Here is an 18,658-nt window from a genome sequence, read left to right on the forward strand (position 1 = left end):
GTAGAATACAACCTTGCCAAGGTTGGGGTCGCGGGTTCGAATCCCGTCTTCCGCTTAAATTACTAAGGGGCCTTAGCTCAGCTGGGAGAGCGCCTGCCTTGCACGCAGGAGGTCAGCGGTTCGATCCCGCTAGGCTCCATCTAATAGAGAAAGCTTACATCATATGATGTAAGCTTTTTTTGTGTTTGAAAAGACAACTTTCATACTTGTCATTTAAAATGGAGAAAACGTGAAAATAAAGGATGGGGGATAATTATGAAAGTTGTTATTGCATCTGATTCATATAAAGAAAGCTTAAAAGCTATAGAAGTATGTGAAGCTATTGAAAGAGGTTTTGGAGCAATTTTTCCTAAAGCAGAGTACGTAAAAATACCAATTGGAGATGGAGGGGAAGGAACGGTCGATTCCCTTGTTGATGCTACAAGCGGGAGGATTATATCATTTCATGTGACAGGACCGCTTAGAGAGAGCGTACAAGCCTTTTACGGTATGTCTAAAGATAAAAAGACAGCGTTTATTGAAATGGCAGCAGCATCAGGCTTACAACACGTTCCGGCTAAAAAGCGAAACCCACTTATTACGACGACGAAAGGAACAGGAGAACTTATACTACATGCGCTAGACGAAGGAGCTGAGCGTATCATTTTAGGACTTGGAGGAAGTGCTACAAATGATGGAGGAGCGGGTATGTTGTCAGCTTTAGGAGTCAGGTTTATAAATGGAAAAGGAGAAGTAATAGAGCCGTCTGGTGGAACGTTACATTCGATTGTCTCTATTGATTTTTCACAAATGGATTCACGCTTAAAGCATATAAAGATAGAAGCAGCATGTGATGTAGATAATCCGTTAGTTGGAATAAGAGGAGCATCTTTCGTATTTGGGCGACAAAAGGGTGCGGATGAAGAGATGATGAAAGAGCTGGATGAGAATTTAAAGCATTATGCGCATATCCTTAAACAATACCTATTTTGCGACGTATCTAAAATACCTGGTGCAGGAGCTGCAGGAGGTATGGGAGCAGCTGTTATTGCAGTGCTAAAGGGAAGCTTGCGGAGAGGAATTGAAATTGTATTAGATTATACAAATTTTGATAAGCATATAGAAGGTGCAGATTTAATTATAACTGGCGAAGGGAGAATAGATGAACAAACAGCATATGGAAAGGCCCCAGTAGGTGTTGCGGAGCGTGCAAAGCGTTTTCATATTCCTGTCATTGCGATTGGGGGATCAGTATCTCCGAATTACTCGGCTGTTCATGAAAAAGGAATTGATGCAGTATTTAGTATTACAACAAGTCCGATGACATTAGAGGAGGCATATAAAGTAGCAGAAGAGAATATTGAAATGACAGCAAAGAATATTGCAGCAGTGTGGAAAATAGCATCAGAAAAACACTTCTAAATGGGGGAGTGTTTTTTATTATTATCTAATAATAATGATAGTAGTTGCTTCATTAAGTTAACTTTATACATGGAATAGTCTTAAAATTTGGATTTCAAAGGGAATATAAGTGAATAATTTGTATATCCATACAGAAAAATGTTGAGTTGAGTCAGACTATATAAAAGATTTAAAATATTTAGTGAAGGCACAGAAGGGGGATACTATCTATGAAAAAAGAAATCTCAGTTATTGGAGTTCCAATGGATTTAGGACAGATGCGTCGTGGAGTTGATATGGGACCGAGCGCAATCCGTTATGCAGGTGTAATTGAAAGAATTGAAGAAATTGGATATGACGTTAAAGATATGGGAGATATATGTATAGAGAGAGAAAAAGAAGTAGATGTAAATACAAGCTTAAGAAACCTTACACAAGTTGCAACTGTATGTAACGAATTAGCAAGTAAGGTGGATCATATTATAGAAGAAGGACGTTTTCCACTTGTATTAGGTGGAGATCATAGTATCGCTATTGGTACATTAGCTGGTGTTGCGAAACATTATAAAAACCTAGGTGTTATTTGGTATGATGCACATGGCGATTTAAATACAGAAGAAACTTCACCATCTGGAAATATTCATGGTATGTCACTTGCAGCAAGTTTGGGGTATGGACATCCGACGCTTGTAGATTTATACGGGGCATATCCAAAGGTGAAAAAAGAGAATGTTGTAATTATCGGTGCACGTGCATTAGATGAAGGAGAAAAAGACTTTATTCGAAATGAAGGTATTAAAGTATTTTCAATGCACGAGATTGATCGTATGGGTATGACGGCTGTTATGGAAGAAACAATCGCGTATTTATCTCATACTGATGGTGTGCATTTATCATTAGACTTAGATGGTCTTGATCCTCATGATGCACCAGGAGTTGGAACACCTGTAATTGGTGGCTTATCTTATCGTGAAAGTCATTTAGCAATGGAGATGTTAGCGGAAGCTGATATTGTTACATCTGCCGAGTTTGTTGAGGTAAATACGATTTTAGATGAGCGAAATAGAACGGCAACAACAGCGGTTGCTTTAATGGGTTCTTTATTCGGTGAAAAACTAAAATAAATGTAAGAAAAGCAACTGAGAAGTTGCTTTTTTTATTTGAAAATAGGCGTATAATAATGATTTATATTATACTGTACGATAAGAATGTTTGACATCTTACCAATTTAGACTAAAGGGGGTTGTTTGTAATTGTCGTTTGTTTCATGTATGGTATAATTAACTAGTTGTTGGAAATACATACAGATAGAGCATAAAATAATATTTCAATATATGGATAGAATTGCTCGTAAGTAGGAGGAAGGGTTAGCATGCCTTTTGAAGATACGACCATTTTGAAATATCTTAGTACGGCATTAGATATTGCCGTTGTATGGTTTATTATATATAAGCTAATTCTTATAATCCGAGGGACGAAAGCTGTTCAACTTTTAAAAGGGATTACAGTTATTATTGTCGTTCGGATGATCAGTATTTTCCTTGAATTGCGAACGCTATATTGGCTAACTGAACAAGTATTAACGTGGGGATTTTTAGCCGTTATTATTATTTTTCAGCCAGAATTGCGAAGAGCGCTTGAGCAGCTAGGACGCGGGAGTTTATTTTCGCGTACTGGAACTCATGAGGATGATGAGCCTGAAATGGTTGCAACAGCGATAGCGAAAGCAACGGAATATATGGGAAAACGTAGAATTGGTGCATTAATTACTTTGTCAAAAGAGACCGGTATGGGTGATTATGTAGAAACGGGTATTCCGCTAAATGCAAACGTATCATCGGAATTACTCATTAATATTTTCATTCCAAACACACCTCTTCACGATGGAGCAGTAATTATGCAAGGAAGTACCATTAAAGCAGCAGCTTGCTATCTTCCGTTATCGGAAAGTCCATTTATCTCTAAGGAGTTAGGAACTAGGCATCGCGCTGCAATGGGAGTTAGTGAAGTTACTGATAGTATTACAGTAGTTGTGTCGGAAGAAACAGGCCAAATTTCTTTAACGAAAAATGGTAAGTTGCATCGTGATTTGAAGACAGAACAACTGAAAGATATGTTGTTAGCTGAATTTAGTGCGAACGAAAAAACGACTTCTTCGTCTTTATGGAATTGGAGGAGAAAGCGTCATGGATAAGTTAATGGAGAATCATTGGTTTTTAAAGGGGATCTCATTACTATTGGCGTGTATGCTTTTTATGTCAGCGACTTTAACTGAAAAAAATACGACATCGGGGATACTACCTTTTGCAAATGATGCGAAAGAAACATTAACTAATTATGCTATTAACGTTAAGTATGATGAAGAGAAATATATTGTAAGTGGTATTCCGGCAGAGGGCGTTAAGGTGAAGTTAGAGGGTCCAAAAGCAGCAGTTGCTGCGGCAAAAGCGAAAAAACAATTTGATATACCAGTTGATTTGAGAGGTAGCGAAAAAGGAACTTATGAAGTTTCTTTGAAAACGAACGGACTTCCAGATGATGTGAAAGGAACAGTTCAGCCATCAACAATTAAAATTACTCTTCATGAAAAAGCGAGAAAATATGTTCATGTAGACTTGAAATTATCAAATGAGGATCAGATGTCAGCTGGTGCTACGCTCGAAAAATCAAACATTAAACCTGATACGGTTGAGGTAGTTGGGACGAAAGAAGAAATTGAAAGTATTTCATCTGCTAAGGCGTATGTTGATTTAAAAGGTGTTAATAAAACTGTTACAAAAACACCCGAAGTGACGTTATACAATAAAGAAGGCAAACGTTTAAATGTAAGAACAAATCCATCTAAAATTAGTGTAACGTTGAATGTGGCGACGCAAGCTACGGCCAATAATACTGAAAAAACTGTTCCTATAACATATGCGAAAAAGGGGAGTTTACCGGCAGGATTGGCCGTTACAAATATTAGCGTTGAGCCGAGAGAAGTAACGATAGCAGGTCCAAAAGATATATTGGATAATATACAATCGATAGAGGGGGTCGAAGTAGATCTTAGTCAATTGACAGAGTCTACAACATTCGATACCTCTGTTTTATTACCAAAGGGTGTAACAAGTGCGAAGCCAAATCAAGTGAAGGTTTCAGTAGGCGTACAAAAAACAAAACAAACGAAAACAAGAACGATTGATGGTATATCAATTCAAAAAAATGGACTTTCTAAAGATGTTACGGCCCAGTTACTTTCGCCGCAAGATGGGAAGATAAGCGTTGATATTTCAGGAGAAACAAGTATAGTAGATAAAATAACAGCTGCTCAAATAACAGCAGTGATTAATCTACAAAATGTGTCTCCTGGGACGAAGGATGTTGCTATTCAAGTGAGTGGCCCTGGTAATATTTCAATAGAGCCAAAACAAAAAAGTGCTAAAGTCACAATTGTGAAGAAAGAAAATCCCGATAAAGAAGTACAGGGTAACGGTGAACAACCAAACTCAAATAATAATAAAGATAATCAAACTGAAAAACCAAAAAATCCTGAACCTGAACCTAAGCCTGATCCAGAAAAGGAAAAGGAAAAGGAGAAGGAACCGGAACAAAATAAAGATAAAGAAACTAGCCAAGAGCCAACAGTAGATAATCAAAAAGAGCCAGAAAAAGGAGCGAATCATAATGGGTAAATATTTTGGTACAGATGGAGTACGCGGGGTTGCGAATCAGGAGTTAACACCTGAATTAGCGTTCAAAATTGGACGTTTTGGTGGTTATGTATTAACAAAAGATACAGACCGTCCAAAAGTAATTATCGGCCGTGATACACGTATATCAGGACATATGTTAGAAGGAGCTTTAGTAGCAGGTCTATTATCAACTGGAGCAGAAGTAATGCGTCTTGGTGTTATTTCTACACCAGGTGTTGCTTATTTAACAAAAGCGTTAGATGCACAAGCCGGTGTTATGATTTCTGCATCTCATAATCCAGTACAAGATAATGGAATTAAATTCTTCGGTTCAGACGGTTTTAAATTAACAGATGAACAAGAAGCAGAAATCGAAGCTTTATTAGACAAAGAAGTTGATGAATTACCACGTCCAACAGGTACGAACCTTGGACAAGTGAGTGATTATTTCGAAGGTGGACAAAAGTATTTACAATACATTAAACAAACTGTAGAGGAAGATTTCTCTGGTTTACATATCGCTTTAGATTGTGCGCATGGTGCTACGTCTTCTTTAGCTCCGTACTTATTTGCTGATTTAGAAGCTGATATTTCAACAATGGGAACTTCACCAAACGGTATGAACATTAACGATGGAGTAGGTTCTACACATCCAGAAGTATTAGCTGAATTAGTAAAAGAAAAAGGTGCTGATATTGGTCTTGCTTTCGATGGTGATGGTGACCGTTTAATCGCTGTAGATGAAAAAGGAAACATCGTTGATGGCGATCAAATTATGTTTATTTGTGCAAAGTACATGAAAGAAACTGGTCAACTAAAGCACAATACAGTTGTTTCAACAGTTATGAGTAACTTAGGTTTCTACAAAGCACTTGAAGCTAACGGTATTACAAGTGATAAAACAGCAGTTGGTGACCGTTACGTAATGGAAGAGATGAAGCGCGGGGGATATAATCTGGGCGGAGAACAATCAGGTCACATTATCTTACTTGATTACATTACAACTGGTGATGGAATGTTAAGTGCACTTCAACTTGTAAACATCATGAAAATGACGAAAAAACCATTATCTGAGCTTGCAGGAGAAATGACAAAATTCCCGCAATTACTAGTAAACGTTCGTGTAACAGATAAAAAACTAGCATTAGAAAACGAAAAAATTAAAGAAATTATTCGTGTTGTAGAGGAAGAAATGAACGGTGATGGCCGCATTCTTGTTCGTCCATCTGGAACAGAACCACTTATTCGTGTAATGGCAGAAGCACCAACACAAGAAGTTTGTGATGCATATGTACATCGCATTGTAGAAGTTGTGAAAGCGGAAGTTGGCGCTGAATAATTTAGTAAATTTATTGAAAAAGGAGCACAATAAGTGCTCCTTTTTCATATGTTTTATAGATGGTGAAAAAATTTTCATTGACGGTTTATCCATATTTGTTATAAGATGGTCTTGTTCTTTTTCTCAAAGGAAATATTGTAAATTATAGAAGCGCCAGAACTACAAGTAGTGTAGTTGACGAGGTGGGGTTTATCGAGATTTCGGCGGATGACTCCCGGTTGTTCATCACAACCGCAAGCTTTTACTTAAATCATTAAGGTGACTTAGTGGACAAAGGTGGAAGTGTGATGAGAGAAAAGGAACGGATACAAACTAGCTGTATAAGTATATACGGACTTAAACCCAATCGAGAGGAAGGTGAAAGCCGTTACAAGCTTACAGGGCTAGCAATATGTAATCCGTTTTTTAGTATAAATAAAAATGGTATCGGACTATGTCGTTACATGTTCGCAGAGCAGTGTAAGCATTTGTAACGGCGACTAAACATGTGTGGAATCGTAGGATTTATTGGAGAGCAAGATGCAAAGGAAATTTTATTAAAAGGTTTAGAAAAGCTAGAATATCGTGGATATGATTCAGCAGGTATTGCAGTACAAGCAGAGAACGGTGTTGTTGTATACAAAGAAAAAGGCCGTATCGCAAAACTTCGCGAAATCGTAGATGAGAACGTAGCAGCAAGCGTAGGTATCGGACACACACGCTGGGCTACACACGGTGTTCCAAGTAAAGTAAACGCGCATCCGCATCAAAGTACATCAAAACGCTTTACACTAGTTCATAACGGTGTTATTGAAAACTATGAATTAGTGAAAAAGGAATATTTACAAGATGTAACGTTCGTAAGTGAAACGGATACAGAGGTTATCGTACAGCTTATGGAACAACAAGTGAGCACAGGACTAAGTGTAGAAGAAGCGTTCCGTAATACGCTATCTCTTTTACATGGCTCGTATGCAATCGGATTACTTGATGCTGAAAATCCAAACATGATTTATGTTGCTAAAAACAAAAGCCCGCTATTAGTAGGTGTTGGTGACAACTTTAATGTTGTGGCGAGCGACGCTATGGCGATGTTACAAGTTACAGATCAATTTATTGAATTAATGGATAAAGAAATCGTAATTGTAACGAAAGAAAGTATTACAATTAAAAACTTACAAGGTGAAACGATTGAACGTGCACCGTTTACAGCGGAATTAGACGCGAGTGATATTGAAAAAGGAACATACCCTCATTTCATGCTTAAAGAAATCGATGAGCAACCACTTGTAATCCGTAATATAATCCAAAAGTATCAAGATGAAAATGGCGAGATTGAATTAGATCAAGACATCCGCAATGCTATTTTAGATAGCGATCGTATTTACATCATTGCATGTGGAACAAGTTATCATGCAGGTCTTGTTGGAAAACAATTTATCGAGAAGTTTGCAAAAATGCCAGTTGAAGTGCATGTAGCAAGTGAATTCTCTTATAACATGCCATTATTAACAGAAAGACCATTCTTCATTTACATTTCACAAAGTGGTGAAACAGCTGATAGCCGTGCAGTACTTGTACAAACAAATGAAATGGGTCATAAAGCATTAACGATTACAAACGTACCTGGTTCTACACTTTCTCGTGAAGCTGATTATACACTTCCGTTATACGCGGGACCAGAAATCGCAGTTGCATCAACAAAAGCTTACACAGCACAGCTTGCAGTACTTTCAATTTTAGCTGCGGATATTGCTAAAGCAAAAGGTGAAGTTCTTGATTTCGATTTAACACACGAATTAGGACTTGTAGCAAATGCAATGGTACAACTTTGTGATCAAAAAGAAGAAATGGACGCATTAGCAAAACAATTTTTAGCAACAACTCGTAACTGTTTCTTCATCGGACGTAGCGTTGACTTCTACGTAGGATTAGAAGGTGCGTTAAAGCTAAAAGAAATTTCTTACATCCAAGCAGAAGGATTTGCTGGAGGAGAATTAAAACACGGTACAATCGCCTTAATCGAAAATGGTACACCGGTTATCGCACTTGCTACACAAGAGCACGTAAACCTAGGAATTCGTGGTAACGTGAAAGAAGTAGTAGCACGCGGAGCTAACCCATGTATCATCTCAATGAAAGGCTTAGAAATGGAAGGTGACAGCTTCGTACTACCAGCTGTACACGAAGCACTAGCACCGCTAGTAGCAGTTATTCCATTACAACTTATCTCATACTACGCAGCACTTCACCGCGAGTGTGACGTTGATAAGCCACGTAACTTAGCTAAGTCTGTTACGGTTGAGTAGGAGATTAGTAGGTTAATAAATATAGTTATAGCTTTAAAATAAATTTACAAATTTGTACCCCATTAGATATTTTATCTAATGGGGTATTTTTATGCTCAAAAAGAATATCTAAAATTGGTAAGTGGATAGAATCCTATAGATTAAAATTTTACTTTATGGGATTTACTTTTATTTATCTGAATTTTCCGTTACTATTTTAAGTATCCGTGAACAATTTCCTTTATTACGACAAAAAGAGACGAGAGATTTATGGACATTACAAGGGGGCTTATTAATGAACGTGAAAGAAAAAACATATTTAAGTATAGAAGAGATTATTTCATTACCAACCTTATCAAGTACCAATATAAGCGATGATGGCAAAAATGTAGCATTTGTTAAGAGGACAGCTAACTGGAAAGACAATATATATAGAAATCATGTATGGATATATGAAAAGGATAAAGAGCAGAGTTACCCACTAACAACTAGAGGTATAGATAGTACGCATCCATTATGGTCTCCAGATTCTAAGACTATTGCATACCTTAGTCCGGGTGGTGAAGGGGCTAATACAAATCAGATCTTTGTTAAATCAATAGATGGTTGTAGTGAGGTTCAAATGACTGATGAGGAAGAAGGGATTAGTACATTTAAATGGGATCCCACGGGTAAAGGTTTTTATTATGTTGCACAGTCGAAAGAATGCGCGGGAATAAAGAAACGTAAGGAACGATATGGGGATTTCCACCATGTAGGTAAGGAACATCGGAATAATTGTTTATACTACATTGAGATAGAAAAGGTAATACAAAATGATAAAGAGGAACGCGAGATTAACGGTGTTTACCAATTAACAGATGGTAAGGAGTTTTATATACATAACTTTGATATTTCAAATGATGGGAAAAAGGTTGTATGTATGGCTACACCAAGCCTAAATGATTATATGAATGGTGATCTCTACATATTAGATGTTGAAGCTGGAGAACTACAAAAAATGAATATGGATAAGTTGTTGGGTGGGAGCGTTTGCTTTTCTCCTGAGGGCAGTAAAATGTGCTACTCAGCAAGCATAAGAGAGAAGGATTACTATAGAAACCATATACAAGATAGTACATTAGAGATATATGATATGAATACGAGAGAGGTAATTCAACCTTTAACAAATTTTGATAGTACGGTTATGCCATTACAGTGGACAGCTAAAGGCATTTTAATTAGATGGCAGGATAAAACGAATTATCGTATTGGATTACTAGCTGAAGATGGCACTGTGGAAGCATTAAGTGACAACATAGATGGCTTTATAATGGATGCCTCTATAACAAGGGATGGCAATCATATAACGTATAATAAGGCTATAACAAATGAAACCTTTGAAATCTATTTGGATGATAAAAAAATAACGAATGAAAATAGCTTTTTCGAAGACAAGCTTAAAAGCAACAGGGAAATCATCTCATGGCAAAGTAGTGATGGTCTTAAAATAGAGGGTGTTTTATCAAAACCAGTAGAGTTTGATACAAATAAAAAATATCCTTTATTAGTAGTAATTCACGGAGGTCCGGCTTGGGCATCCTTTCCGATATTTTCAGACTGCTTCAATGAGAAATATCCGATTGAACAGTTTGTTGAAAAAGGCTTTATCGTTTTAGAGCCAAACTATAGAGGAAGTTCTGGTTATGGTAATGAATTTTTAAAAGCGAACTATAGAAAACAAGGAATTGCTGATTACGATGATGTTATATCTGGAGTGGATGAACTAGTTGAAAAAGGGATGGTAGACAAAGATAGAGTAGGAGTTATGGGATGGAGTAACGGAGGATATATATCAGCTTTCTGTTCTACATTTAGTAGTAGATTTAAAGCCATTTCAGTTGGAGGTGGAATTACGAACTGGAGTACCCATTATGTCCATACAGATATCCCTTACTTTATTAGAATGTATTTAGGAAATACTCCATGGAATGATCCAGATATATATAAGAAGACATCACCAATGACATATATTAAATCAGCCTGTACGCCTACCTTAATCCAACATGGCGAAAAGGATGCAAGAATACCAATTACAAATGCATATGAGCTATATGAAGGATTAAGAGATATGGAAGTTGACGCAGAACTAATTATATTTAAAGGAATGGCATATAGTTCTGATCAGCCAGGAATGAATGTAGCCATTATGAATCAGAACTTTATGTGGTTTTCCCACTATATTCTTGGGGAAAGTATGGAGGGATTTCGTACTATATAATGGATATTCGTACAGGGATTTTACGTTGTGTAATCGGGTCAGATTGTTGTAAACTGTATGCAAACCATTATGATTATAAGGAAACGTAATTCGGAGGCCGAATATGACAGAGAATAAAAATGAGTTATCTGTAGAACAACGTGAAGAACTAATAAAAGTATTACAAGCTCGTTTTGAGAAAAACATGAACCGCCATGAAGGTCTTGAATGGGCTAAAGTTGAAGCGAAGATAGAAGCTAATGCTGAAAAATTATGGTCACTTAATGAAATGGAAGTAACAGGCGGTGAGCCGGATGTTGTTGGTTATGATGAAGAGAAGGACGAGTATATTTTCTGCGATTGCTCAAAGGAGAGTCCTAAAGGCCGTAGAAGCCTTTGTTATGATCTTGAAGCATTAGAGTCAAGAAAAAAGCATAAACCAGAAAATAACGCTATTGATGTGGCAGCCGCTATGGGTATTGAACTATTAACTGAAGAACAATATCGAGAGTTACAACAACTTGGAGATTTTGATATGAAATCATCGAGTTGGGTACAAACACCTTCAGATATTAGAGAACTCGGTGGAGCTCTATTTTGCGATTATCGCTTTGGGCACGTTTTTGTGTACCACAATGGAGCAGACTCTTATTATGCTGCCAGAGGTTTTCGTGGCTCGTTAAGAGTTTAAATTTGGAGTAAATAAAAAAGAGCCTATACGCAGGCTCTTTTTCTTATTTATATTTTAAGAGTAAACCGTTACTACGCAGTTTTACTTAATTTATATGTTCCGTGGTTGTTTTTACGGAAAAGTTTTGGGAAAACATAGCCATCTAATCCAATGCGTCCAGCGTTCTGTCCTGCAACTAAAATGAACATAGTCAAAATGAGTAGGTTTGGATTTACACTAACAGTTCCGCTTAATAAAAATGAAAGGTTCATTATGATTCCGAAAAATGCAGCTGTTTTTGTTAATCCGCCTAAAATCAAACCTAGACCTACTAAAATTTCTCCCCATTGAACTAAAAAGCTAAATAGGTCTGCGTTTGGAAGAACAAAATGTTGAAGAAACTCTGCCCACCAACTTTGTACTGCAGGGTGGTCACCTGATGCTTGAGCAATAGCACCCTTTAGAAAACCACTTGCGTCAAAAGATTGTCCAAAGACTTTGCCTATTCCAGCAGCGAGCCATGTATACCCTATGTAAAGTCGTAAAAATAATAATATGAAAGTAGCACGTTTATCAGTTCTTAAAAAATTGATAACCATTGAAATCCCTCCAATATTGTATTTACAAGTTTATTATATATCCATTGTGAAAAAATTCACAATGGATAAAGTGTGAACAAAAGTAGTGTTTTTTTATGAAAATAAAGAAGGCATATAACAATCATATGTTATATGCCTTCTCTACTTTATTTAGGTAATGTAAATTTAGCTTTTTTACCTTGTGAAATATCCTTAGCTTCTTTATTTCTCATAGGTCCTAACTCAATCTCAAAGTTTTTGTCTTTCCAAATCTTTTCATACTGCTCTTGATCTAAAATAAATACTTGTAGTAACTCTCCAGATGTTCCTGTTTTAACTGCAGCGTTATAGTCGTAATTGAGTAGCATACCTTCGTTAATTGTATATTGTGTACCATCATTCACTCTCAATGTAGAGCTTATAGGAGATAGTGAAACGTCTTGCGTATCTTTGTTATCAAGCTTGAATTGCACTGTTAATAGAACAATACCATTTTTGAAATTTGCAAAGCGCGGAGCCTCGACGGAATTTGGTGTGAATTGAGTAAATTGGTATCCATCTAATGTAACATGAACAGCACCTAATTCTTGGCTGTTATTAATACTTGATTTCTCTTTTAACATTTTTTTATCGCCCATGTTATTAGCTGTAGCTTTATCTTGGTAGAAAGCTTTATCTGTTGCAACTTTTTCAGCACCTTGTTTATTTAAACTTAATGAAAAGCTTCCAGGGCTTCCGATTGGAGCATCGAATTTTCCTTTATTAGCTTGTGCAGTTGGGACTGTGACTGAGACTGTTGAGAGACTTGAAATTTTCGCTAGATCATCTTTTCCGAATGGATACGCGATATAACCAGAAATGGTTTCTCCTGCTTTTACTAAGTAATCATTCGTTGGAGCAAGCTTAGTTGGTAGTTGATCTTCTTTTGGAATTAAGTCTTTATAGTTACTATATACTTTCTGCGCACCAGTAAATGAAATGTCCAATGCTGGCATATAATAAATATCTTTAGCTGAACTATTTTTTACGCTATAGTTCACAAGAATGACTCCGCCCTCTGTTTGACGGTTAAATGGAATGTTAAAGTCTGTATGGAATCCATTTAATTCAACTAATGTATAACTGTTCATTGATACTGAAACATCTTCAGCTTTATAAACTTGTGGTTCCTTATTTTCAAATAGAATTTTTGTTTTACCACCTGTTTCTTTTTCCATATAGGAAATAAGTTTCGAATAATCGCTGGAGCTAGTAGCGTTATTTTCCGTCTTTTTATCTTCAGTTTTCTTGTTTTCGGATTTTTTATCTTCAGGTTTATTTTCTTTCGTTGTATCCGTTTTGCTTTCTTTTGTTGCATTCTCTTTTTGTTCTTTATTTGTCGTATCGCTTTGACCACAGCCGGTTATTACAAAAGCTGCTACGATTACTGCAGAAAATAAAGAAAGTAATTTTTTTGACATGTTTCTTCCCCCTATTTGTTTAAAACTAAACTCTCACATTAGCCCCACATTTTATTATAAGAAGACTAGTCAATATTTACCAGTGTTTTTTCTAATTATTTCCATTATTTAAATATTATGATATAATAAAATCGATGGAAGTTTGGAATGGAATATTGGTTTGTATTTTTAAATCATTTGAAATATTACATTATATTGGTATGATAGAAATAGAGATATATGGAAAGGAGACAAGGACTGAATATGTGGATGAACTTGTAATGATTAGAAATTAGATAGATGAATTTTTCTCTCATAAGTGAGGGTTTATTTAGCTATCTGTAAATCATTCAAGGACTGCATATTTGGCTTGTACATCCCTTTTGTAAGAGTGGATACTTATGTGGGGAAATTTATATCTCTTATAGGAAATATGCGTCCTTTAAAATTGGAGGAGTATATGATGAATCAATTAAAAGATAGAGTAGCAGTTATTACAGGTGTAAGTCGTCTAGATGGTATAGGTGCAGCGACTTGTAAAGAATTAGCTGAAGCAGGATACGATATATTTTTTACATATTGGACAGCTTACGATAAAGAGATGCCTTGGGGCGTTGATCAAAGTGAACAAATACAATTAAAAGAAGAATTACTAAAAAACGGTGTGAAGGTATCAAGTATGGAGTTAGATTTAACTCAGAATGATGCACCGAAAGAGCTTATAAATAAAGTTACTGAACAACTAGGCTACCCTCATATATTAATTAATAATGCAGCGTATTCTAAGAATAATGATTTCTCTAATTTGACTGCTGAAGAGCTGGATAAGCATTATATGGTAAATATTCGTGCGACTACATTGTTAAGTAGTCAATTTGCCCGAGGATTTGATAAGAAATCTGGTGGTAGAATTGTGAATATGACGTCGGGACAATTCCAAGGTCCTATGGCGGGGGAACTAGCGTATGCAACAACGAAGGGAGCTATTGATGCTCTTACTAGTACGTTGTCAGCTGAGGTAGCTCATTTAGGAATAACAGTGAATGCAATTAACCCAGGTCCAACTAGTACAGGATGGATGACTGAAGAGATAAAGCAGGGATTAAAGCCAATGTTTCCTTTTGGAAGAATTGGTGAACCAAAGGATGCAGCGAGGCTCATTAAGTTTTTAGTAAGTGAAGAAGCAGAGTGGATTACAGGGCAAGTTATTCACTCAGAAGGTGGATTTAAAAGATAGAAAGAAGGTATCTCACCCTGGTGAGATACCTTCTTTTTTAATCTTTCTTCAATCTTCGTGCAACACCATTCCCTAAAGACTGTAATCCTTGAACGAGGATAATTAAAATAAAGACAGTTGCATACATTACTTCAGGTTCATAGCGTAAATGTCCGAATCGATATGCTAAATCCCCTAGTCCACCAGCACCGACAAGACCAGCCATTGCTGTTGCGCCGATTAAGCCAATCGTTGCAATTGTTAATCCAAGTACAAGAGAGGGACGAGCTTCTTTCACCATGACGTGCCAAATGATTTTTATAGTAGAAATGCCCATTGCTTGGTAAGCTTCAATAACACCACGATCCACTTCTAGTAAAGCTGTCTCCATTAAACGTGCGATATAAGGAGCAGTGAAGACGACAAGCGGTACGATAACACCTTGCACGCCAATGGATGTTCCCATTAGAAACTTTGTAAAAGGTAAAATGAAGAATAATAGAATGATAAATGGAAGAGAGCGAATGATATTAATAATTGTATTAAGAATAGGATAGATGATTTTATTTTCATGCTGTCCACCAGGTCTTGTTAAAACAAGCGTGACACCAAGTGGCAGTGCAATAAGGATCGAGATGAGTAATGAAATAGATGTCATTTGAAAAGTTTGAATGGTTGCTTCCCATATGACTTTACCCCATTCATCCAAAAAGGACTTGTTTCCCATAATCTGTTCTACCTCCTTCTATGATGATTCCTTGCTCTTGTAAAAATGATAAAGCACGGTTGATTTCATTTTGTTTCCCTTGCATATGAATGACAAGTTTCCCGTATGCTTCATGTTTTAATTGAGTAATATTACCGGATAAAATATTTGGATATACTTGGAATCGTTTTGTAGCAACAGCTAACGCTGGTTCACCAGAAGAAGTTCCTATAAATGAAAGTGTTACGATTTCTCCGGTTCTTTGTAGTTCTTTTTGTACTTCGGCTGGGATTTTCGCTGCAAATGCACTATTTACGAATTTCTTTGTTGTTACATGCTGTGGATTTGTGAATATCTCTTTCACGGTGCCACTTTCAACTACTGCTCCATGTTCCATAACAGCAACTCGGTCACATATACGCTGGATAACGTTCATTTCATGTGTAATGAGTAAAATTGTAATTCCGATTTCTTCATTGATTTTTAATAGTAAATCAAGAATAGAGTCAGTTGTTTCTGGATCTAAAGCGCTCGTTGCTTCATCACTTAATAACACTTCCGGTTCGTGTGATAGTGCACGAGCGATGGCCACACGTTGTTTCTGACCACCAGAAAGTTCACTCGGATAGGCGTCTTTTCGATTAAAAAGGTCGACAATACGTAAATACTTTTCTACTCTTTTTGCAATTTCTACTTTTGGAATGCCAGCAAGGCGTAACGGCAATGCGATATTTTCATAAACGGTAACAGTTTTAAGTAAGTTGAACCCTTGAAATATCATTCCGATTTTTTGTCGCGCTTTTGCTAGTTCTTTTGTAGACAGTGTTGTTAAATCTTGCTCGTTTACAATGATATTTCCTGTCGTTGGTTTTTCTAATAAATTTACACAGCGAATTAATGTACTTTTGCCAGCACCACTATATCCAATGATTCCAAATACTTCGCCCTTTTTTACTTGAAGAGAAGTAGACTTAAGAGCTTCCACATTCCCCTTTTTTGTTGTAAATACTTTGGATACATTTTTTAATTCAATCATTATCGTCAGCTCCTACCAAGACGGTAAAACAGAACCATCAAATTTTTTCTCGATAAATTCTTTTACTTCTTTAGATTGATAAGCTTTCTTTAATTTATTTACAACAGCATCATCTTTATTTTCAGTACGAACAACGACCCAGTTCACATATGGTGAATCTTTTCCTTCACGGAAGATAGAATCTTTCGCAGGGCTTAATTTTGCACCTAATGCAAAGTTTGTATTAATGGCAGCTGCTTTTACTTCACTTAGTTGTGTTGGTAATTGAGATGCCTCTAATTCAACGATCTTTAAATTTTTTGGATTTTCAATTACATCTTTTGCAGTCGCTTTTGCAGTCGCTTTTTCTGTAGCTTTTGGATCCACTTTTAAAACTCCTGCTTTTTCAAATAGTTTTAAAGCTCGAAGTTCATTCGTTGGGTCATTCGGTACAGCAATTGCATCGCCCTCTTTTAATTCTTTTACATCCTTTAAGCTTTTTGAATATACGCCCATAGGGAATGTTACTGTTGAAAATACTTCGGTTAATTTCATATTACGTTCCGCTTTAAATACGTCTAAATATGATTTTGTTTGATAGCTATTTACATCAAGGCTTTTTTCATCGAGGGATACGTTCGGTGCTACATAATCATTAAATACTTTTATATCGATTTCGAGACCGTCTTTCGCTGCTACTTCTTTTACCTTTTCAAAAATTTGTTCATGCGGCCCTCCTGTTACACCGACAGTAATCTTTTTCTCATCTAACGCTTTTACTTCTTTATCTGAACTCCCGCTACATGCGCTTAATAATAATACAGCCCCACTTACAATGCTTAATAATACTTTCTTCATCTATAATTCCCCCTTAAATATACGTTCCAAAATAAAAAGCACCTCTCAAAAATAAGAGAGGTGCCGAATAGACAAAATAGATTCCTCTCTTATCTTTCAAAACGAGAACTCGTTTTGCAGGAATTAGCACCTTAGCTTATACGTTATAAGCTCGGTTGCCGGGCATCATCGGGCCAGTCCCTCCGCCACTCTTGATAAGAGTATGTGTATGTAGTTTTTTAATATGGTACTAATAGTAAATCTTACAAAAAGAATTGTCAACGTTATTTTCTGAATATATTTTATTTTAAGGTAATCGAAACGTTCCCCTTTTTATGCCCGTTTTCTACATACATATGGGCTTCAGCAATCTCTTCTAACCGGTAAGTTCTATCAATAACAGGCTTTAAATTTTCTGTTTCAGTTAGTTTTTTTAGTAGAAACATATCTTCTTTACTTACTTTTGCCATCATTCCATTAACAGATACATATATTCCATTAGGTGTTAATACTTGTTTACAAAGGGATTTTTTATATTTTCCAACTGCATCAAATATAACATCATAGTATTCCCCCCGCTTAGTAAAATCTTCTTTCGTATAATCGATTACTTTGTCAGCCCCTAAAGATTGCACGAGTTCAAAATTTGAATTACTACAAACAGCCGTAACGGTCGTACCAAAATATTTAGCGAGTTGTATGGCAGCTGTTCCTACTGATCCAGAGGCGCCATATATGAGAACTTGTTGCCCCTTTTTTATCCGGCCTTTTCTCAGAAAATGCAACGCTGAAGTTCCACCAAAAGGAATAACTGCCGCTTCTTCATACGTTACATTGGTAGGTTTTAATGTTATTAATCCACTTTCATGCACGCATGTGTATTCGGCATAACCACCAAGATTGAGTTCTGTTAATGCAAAAATTTGATCCCCTTTTTTAAATTGAGTTACATCTGTCCCGATATCCTCTATCTCTCCTGCTAATTCTACGCCAAGTATAGGGTTTCTCGGTTTTCTAAGTCCTAATATAAGTCGCATAGGAATCCAAAATAATAGAGGGCTATTAAATCCGCGTATTCTACAATCTCCAGTCGATACACTTGTTGCGTGAATTTTAACTAATACTTCGTTCTTTTTAGGTATAGGTTTCTCTATATTTTGAAGCTGAAGAACGTTAGGTGGTCCATACTGTGTGCAAATGATCGCCTTCATAATGTCCTCCTGAAATGAGTTGTCGTTATTTACATCATATTTAAGATCTTTATTAAACATGTCGCTATATAGCGAGTATAGATTAAA

General features: G+C 36.4%; 16 protein-coding genes, 1 tRNA gene and 1 riboswitch. Of the genes, 11 read left to right on the forward strand and 6 right to left on the reverse strand.

Translation table 11 applies throughout. The features are described 5' to 3' along the window. Positions 1-66 precede the first annotated feature (66 nt). From AC0NJG_RS25500 to AC0NJG_RS25545, 10 genes are all read left to right on the forward strand, one after another. Positions 67-139: transfer RNA gene (locus tag AC0NJG_RS25500), tRNA-Ala, on the forward strand. Positions 140-255: 116 nt separating this feature from the next. Further along, complete coding sequence (locus AC0NJG_RS25505; RefSeq protein WP_087996388.1) at positions 256-1,401, forward strand: glycerate kinase; 1,146 nt, start codon at positions 256-258, stop codon at positions 1,399-1,401. Between the two features lie 209 nt (positions 1,402-1,610). Next, on the forward strand, positions 1,611-2,504 hold the full coding sequence (gene rocF, locus AC0NJG_RS25510) for an arginase (protein ID WP_000711569.1): 894 nt from the start codon (positions 1,611-1,613) through the stop codon (positions 2,502-2,504). Between the two features lie 248 nt (positions 2,505-2,752). Continuing rightward, entirely contained in the window at positions 2,753-3,574 is an 822-nt protein-coding gene (gene cdaA, locus AC0NJG_RS25515; protein WP_001115700.1) for a diadenylate cyclase CdaA, read from the forward strand. Further along, a complete protein-coding gene (locus AC0NJG_RS25520; RefSeq protein ID WP_474063587.1) occupies positions 3,567-5,054 on the forward strand; it encodes a CdaR family protein in 1,488 nt (495 codons plus the stop codon). Before cdaA ends, AC0NJG_RS25520 begins: the two co-directional genes overlap by 8 nt. Continuing rightward, a complete protein-coding gene (gene glmM / locus AC0NJG_RS25525) occupies positions 5,047-6,393 on the forward strand; it encodes a phosphoglucosamine mutase (RefSeq protein ID WP_000521482.1) in 1,347 nt (448 codons plus the stop codon). The genes AC0NJG_RS25520 and glmM overlap by 8 nt, the downstream gene beginning before the upstream one ends. A 287-nt stretch (positions 6,394-6,680) precedes the next feature. Then, a complete protein-coding gene (locus tag AC0NJG_RS25530) occupies positions 6,681-6,866 on the forward strand; it encodes a hypothetical protein (RefSeq protein ID WP_001208183.1) in 186 nt (61 codons plus the stop codon). A 12-nt stretch (positions 6,867-6,878) separates the two neighbouring features. Continuing rightward, positions 6,879-8,681, forward strand: a complete 1,803-nt coding sequence (glmS, locus tag AC0NJG_RS25535) for a glutamine--fructose-6-phosphate transaminase (isomerizing) (RefSeq protein WP_029439137.1) — start codon at positions 6,879-6,881, stop codon at positions 8,679-8,681. Between the two features lie 274 nt (positions 8,682-8,955). Further along, entirely contained in the window at positions 8,956-10,920 is a 1,965-nt protein-coding gene (locus tag AC0NJG_RS25540) for a S9 family peptidase (RefSeq protein ID WP_474063588.1), read from the forward strand. A 103-nt stretch (positions 10,921-11,023) separates the two neighbouring features. Beyond that, the gene (locus tag AC0NJG_RS25545; protein WP_087996385.1) at positions 11,024-11,590 is read left to right on the forward strand and encodes a DUF4256 domain-containing protein; all 567 of its coding nucleotides are present in this window, start codon (positions 11,024-11,026) and stop codon (positions 11,588-11,590) included. Between the two features lie 71 nt (positions 11,591-11,661). Here the strand turns inward: AC0NJG_RS25545 and AC0NJG_RS25550 are convergent, their stop codons facing one another. Together AC0NJG_RS25550 and AC0NJG_RS25555 are read right to left on the reverse strand one after the other, a co-directional pair. Beyond that, complete coding sequence (locus AC0NJG_RS25550; protein WP_071723421.1) at positions 11,662-12,168, reverse strand: DoxX family membrane protein; 507 nt, start codon at positions 12,166-12,168, stop codon at positions 11,662-11,664. Positions 12,169-12,314: 146 nt separating this feature from the next. Beyond that, positions 12,315-13,607 (reverse strand): DUF5068 domain-containing protein, encoded by a 1,293-nt coding sequence (locus tag AC0NJG_RS25555; protein ID WP_474063589.1) that lies wholly within the window; start codon positions 13,605-13,607, stop codon positions 12,315-12,317. Between the two features lie 439 nt (positions 13,608-14,046). On the opposite strand from AC0NJG_RS25555, the gene AC0NJG_RS25560 reads away from it, so the two are divergent. Continuing rightward, complete coding sequence (locus AC0NJG_RS25560) at positions 14,047-14,823, forward strand: SDR family oxidoreductase (protein ID WP_131101245.1); 777 nt, start codon at positions 14,047-14,049, stop codon at positions 14,821-14,823. Positions 14,824-14,860: 37 nt separating this feature from the next. On the opposite strand, the gene AC0NJG_RS25565 is transcribed toward AC0NJG_RS25560, so the two are convergent. From AC0NJG_RS25565 to AC0NJG_RS25580, 4 genes are all read right to left on the reverse strand, one after another. Then, on the reverse strand, positions 14,861-15,529 hold the full coding sequence (locus tag AC0NJG_RS25565; RefSeq protein WP_087952244.1) for a methionine ABC transporter permease: 669 nt from the start codon (positions 15,527-15,529) through the stop codon (positions 14,861-14,863). Beyond that, complete coding sequence (locus AC0NJG_RS25570) at positions 15,504-16,544, reverse strand: methionine ABC transporter ATP-binding protein (protein ID WP_474063590.1); 1,041 nt, start codon at positions 16,542-16,544, stop codon at positions 15,504-15,506. Before AC0NJG_RS25570 ends, AC0NJG_RS25565 begins: the two co-directional genes overlap by 26 nt. A gap of 12 nt (positions 16,545-16,556) precedes the next feature. Next, the gene (locus AC0NJG_RS25575; RefSeq protein ID WP_474063591.1) at positions 16,557-17,381 is read right to left on the reverse strand and encodes a MetQ/NlpA family ABC transporter substrate-binding protein; all 825 of its coding nucleotides are present in this window, start codon (positions 17,379-17,381) and stop codon (positions 16,557-16,559) included. A gap of 86 nt (positions 17,382-17,467) precedes the next feature. Beyond that, positions 17,468-17,582, reverse strand: a riboswitch (SAM riboswitch). 80 nt (positions 17,583-17,662) lie between these two features. Continuing rightward, entirely contained in the window at positions 17,663-18,571 is a 909-nt protein-coding gene (locus tag AC0NJG_RS25580; protein WP_048553662.1) for an NAD(P)-dependent alcohol dehydrogenase, read from the reverse strand. Between the last annotated feature and the right edge of the window lie 87 nt (positions 18,572-18,658).

The organism is Bacillus sp. SSR7, assembly GCF_055902415.1.

Bases quoted from the DNA above. Each gene is read 5' to 3' on its own strand.
- AC0NJG_RS25505 (WP_087996388.1), top strand. From the start codon at position 256: ATGAAAGTTGTTATTGCATCTGATTCATATAAAGAAAGCTTAAAAGCT.
- rocF (WP_000711569.1), top strand. From the start codon at position 1,611: ATGAAAAAAGAAATCTCAGTTATTGGAGTTCCAATGGATTTAGGACAG.
- cdaA (WP_001115700.1), top strand. From the start codon at position 2,753: ATGCCTTTTGAAGATACGACCATTTTGAAATATCTTAGTACGGCATTA.
- AC0NJG_RS25520 (WP_474063587.1), top strand. From the start codon at position 3,567: ATGGATAAGTTAATGGAGAATCATTGGTTTTTAAAGGGGATCTCATTA.
- glmM (WP_000521482.1), top strand. From the start codon at position 5,047: ATGGGTAAATATTTTGGTACAGATGGAGTACGCGGGGTTGCGAATCAG.
- AC0NJG_RS25530 (WP_001208183.1), top strand. From the start codon at position 6,681: ATGAGAGAAAAGGAACGGATACAAACTAGCTGTATAAGTATATACGGA.
- glmS (WP_029439137.1), top strand. From the start codon at position 6,879: ATGTGTGGAATCGTAGGATTTATTGGAGAGCAAGATGCAAAGGAAATT.
- AC0NJG_RS25540 (WP_474063588.1), top strand. From the start codon at position 8,956: ATGAACGTGAAAGAAAAAACATATTTAAGTATAGAAGAGATTATTTCA.
- AC0NJG_RS25545 (WP_087996385.1), top strand. From the start codon at position 11,024: ATGACAGAGAATAAAAATGAGTTATCTGTAGAACAACGTGAAGAACTA.
- AC0NJG_RS25550 (WP_071723421.1), bottom strand. From the start codon at position 12,168: ATGGTTATCAATTTTTTAAGAACTGATAAACGTGCTACTTTCATATTA.
- AC0NJG_RS25555 (WP_474063589.1), bottom strand. From the start codon at position 13,607: ATGTCAAAAAAATTACTTTCTTTATTTTCTGCAGTAATCGTAGCAGCT.
- AC0NJG_RS25560 (WP_131101245.1), top strand. From the start codon at position 14,047: ATGATGAATCAATTAAAAGATAGAGTAGCAGTTATTACAGGTGTAAGT.
- AC0NJG_RS25565 (WP_087952244.1), bottom strand. From the start codon at position 15,529: ATGGGAAACAAGTCCTTTTTGGATGAATGGGGTAAAGTCATATGGGAA.
- AC0NJG_RS25570 (WP_474063590.1), bottom strand. From the start codon at position 16,544: ATGATTGAATTAAAAAATGTATCCAAAGTATTTACAACAAAAAAGGGG.
- AC0NJG_RS25575 (WP_474063591.1), bottom strand. From the start codon at position 17,381: ATGAAGAAAGTATTATTAAGCATTGTAAGTGGGGCTGTATTATTATTA.
- AC0NJG_RS25580 (WP_048553662.1), bottom strand. From the start codon at position 18,571: ATGAAGGCGATCATTTGCACACAGTATGGACCACCTAACGTTCTTCAG.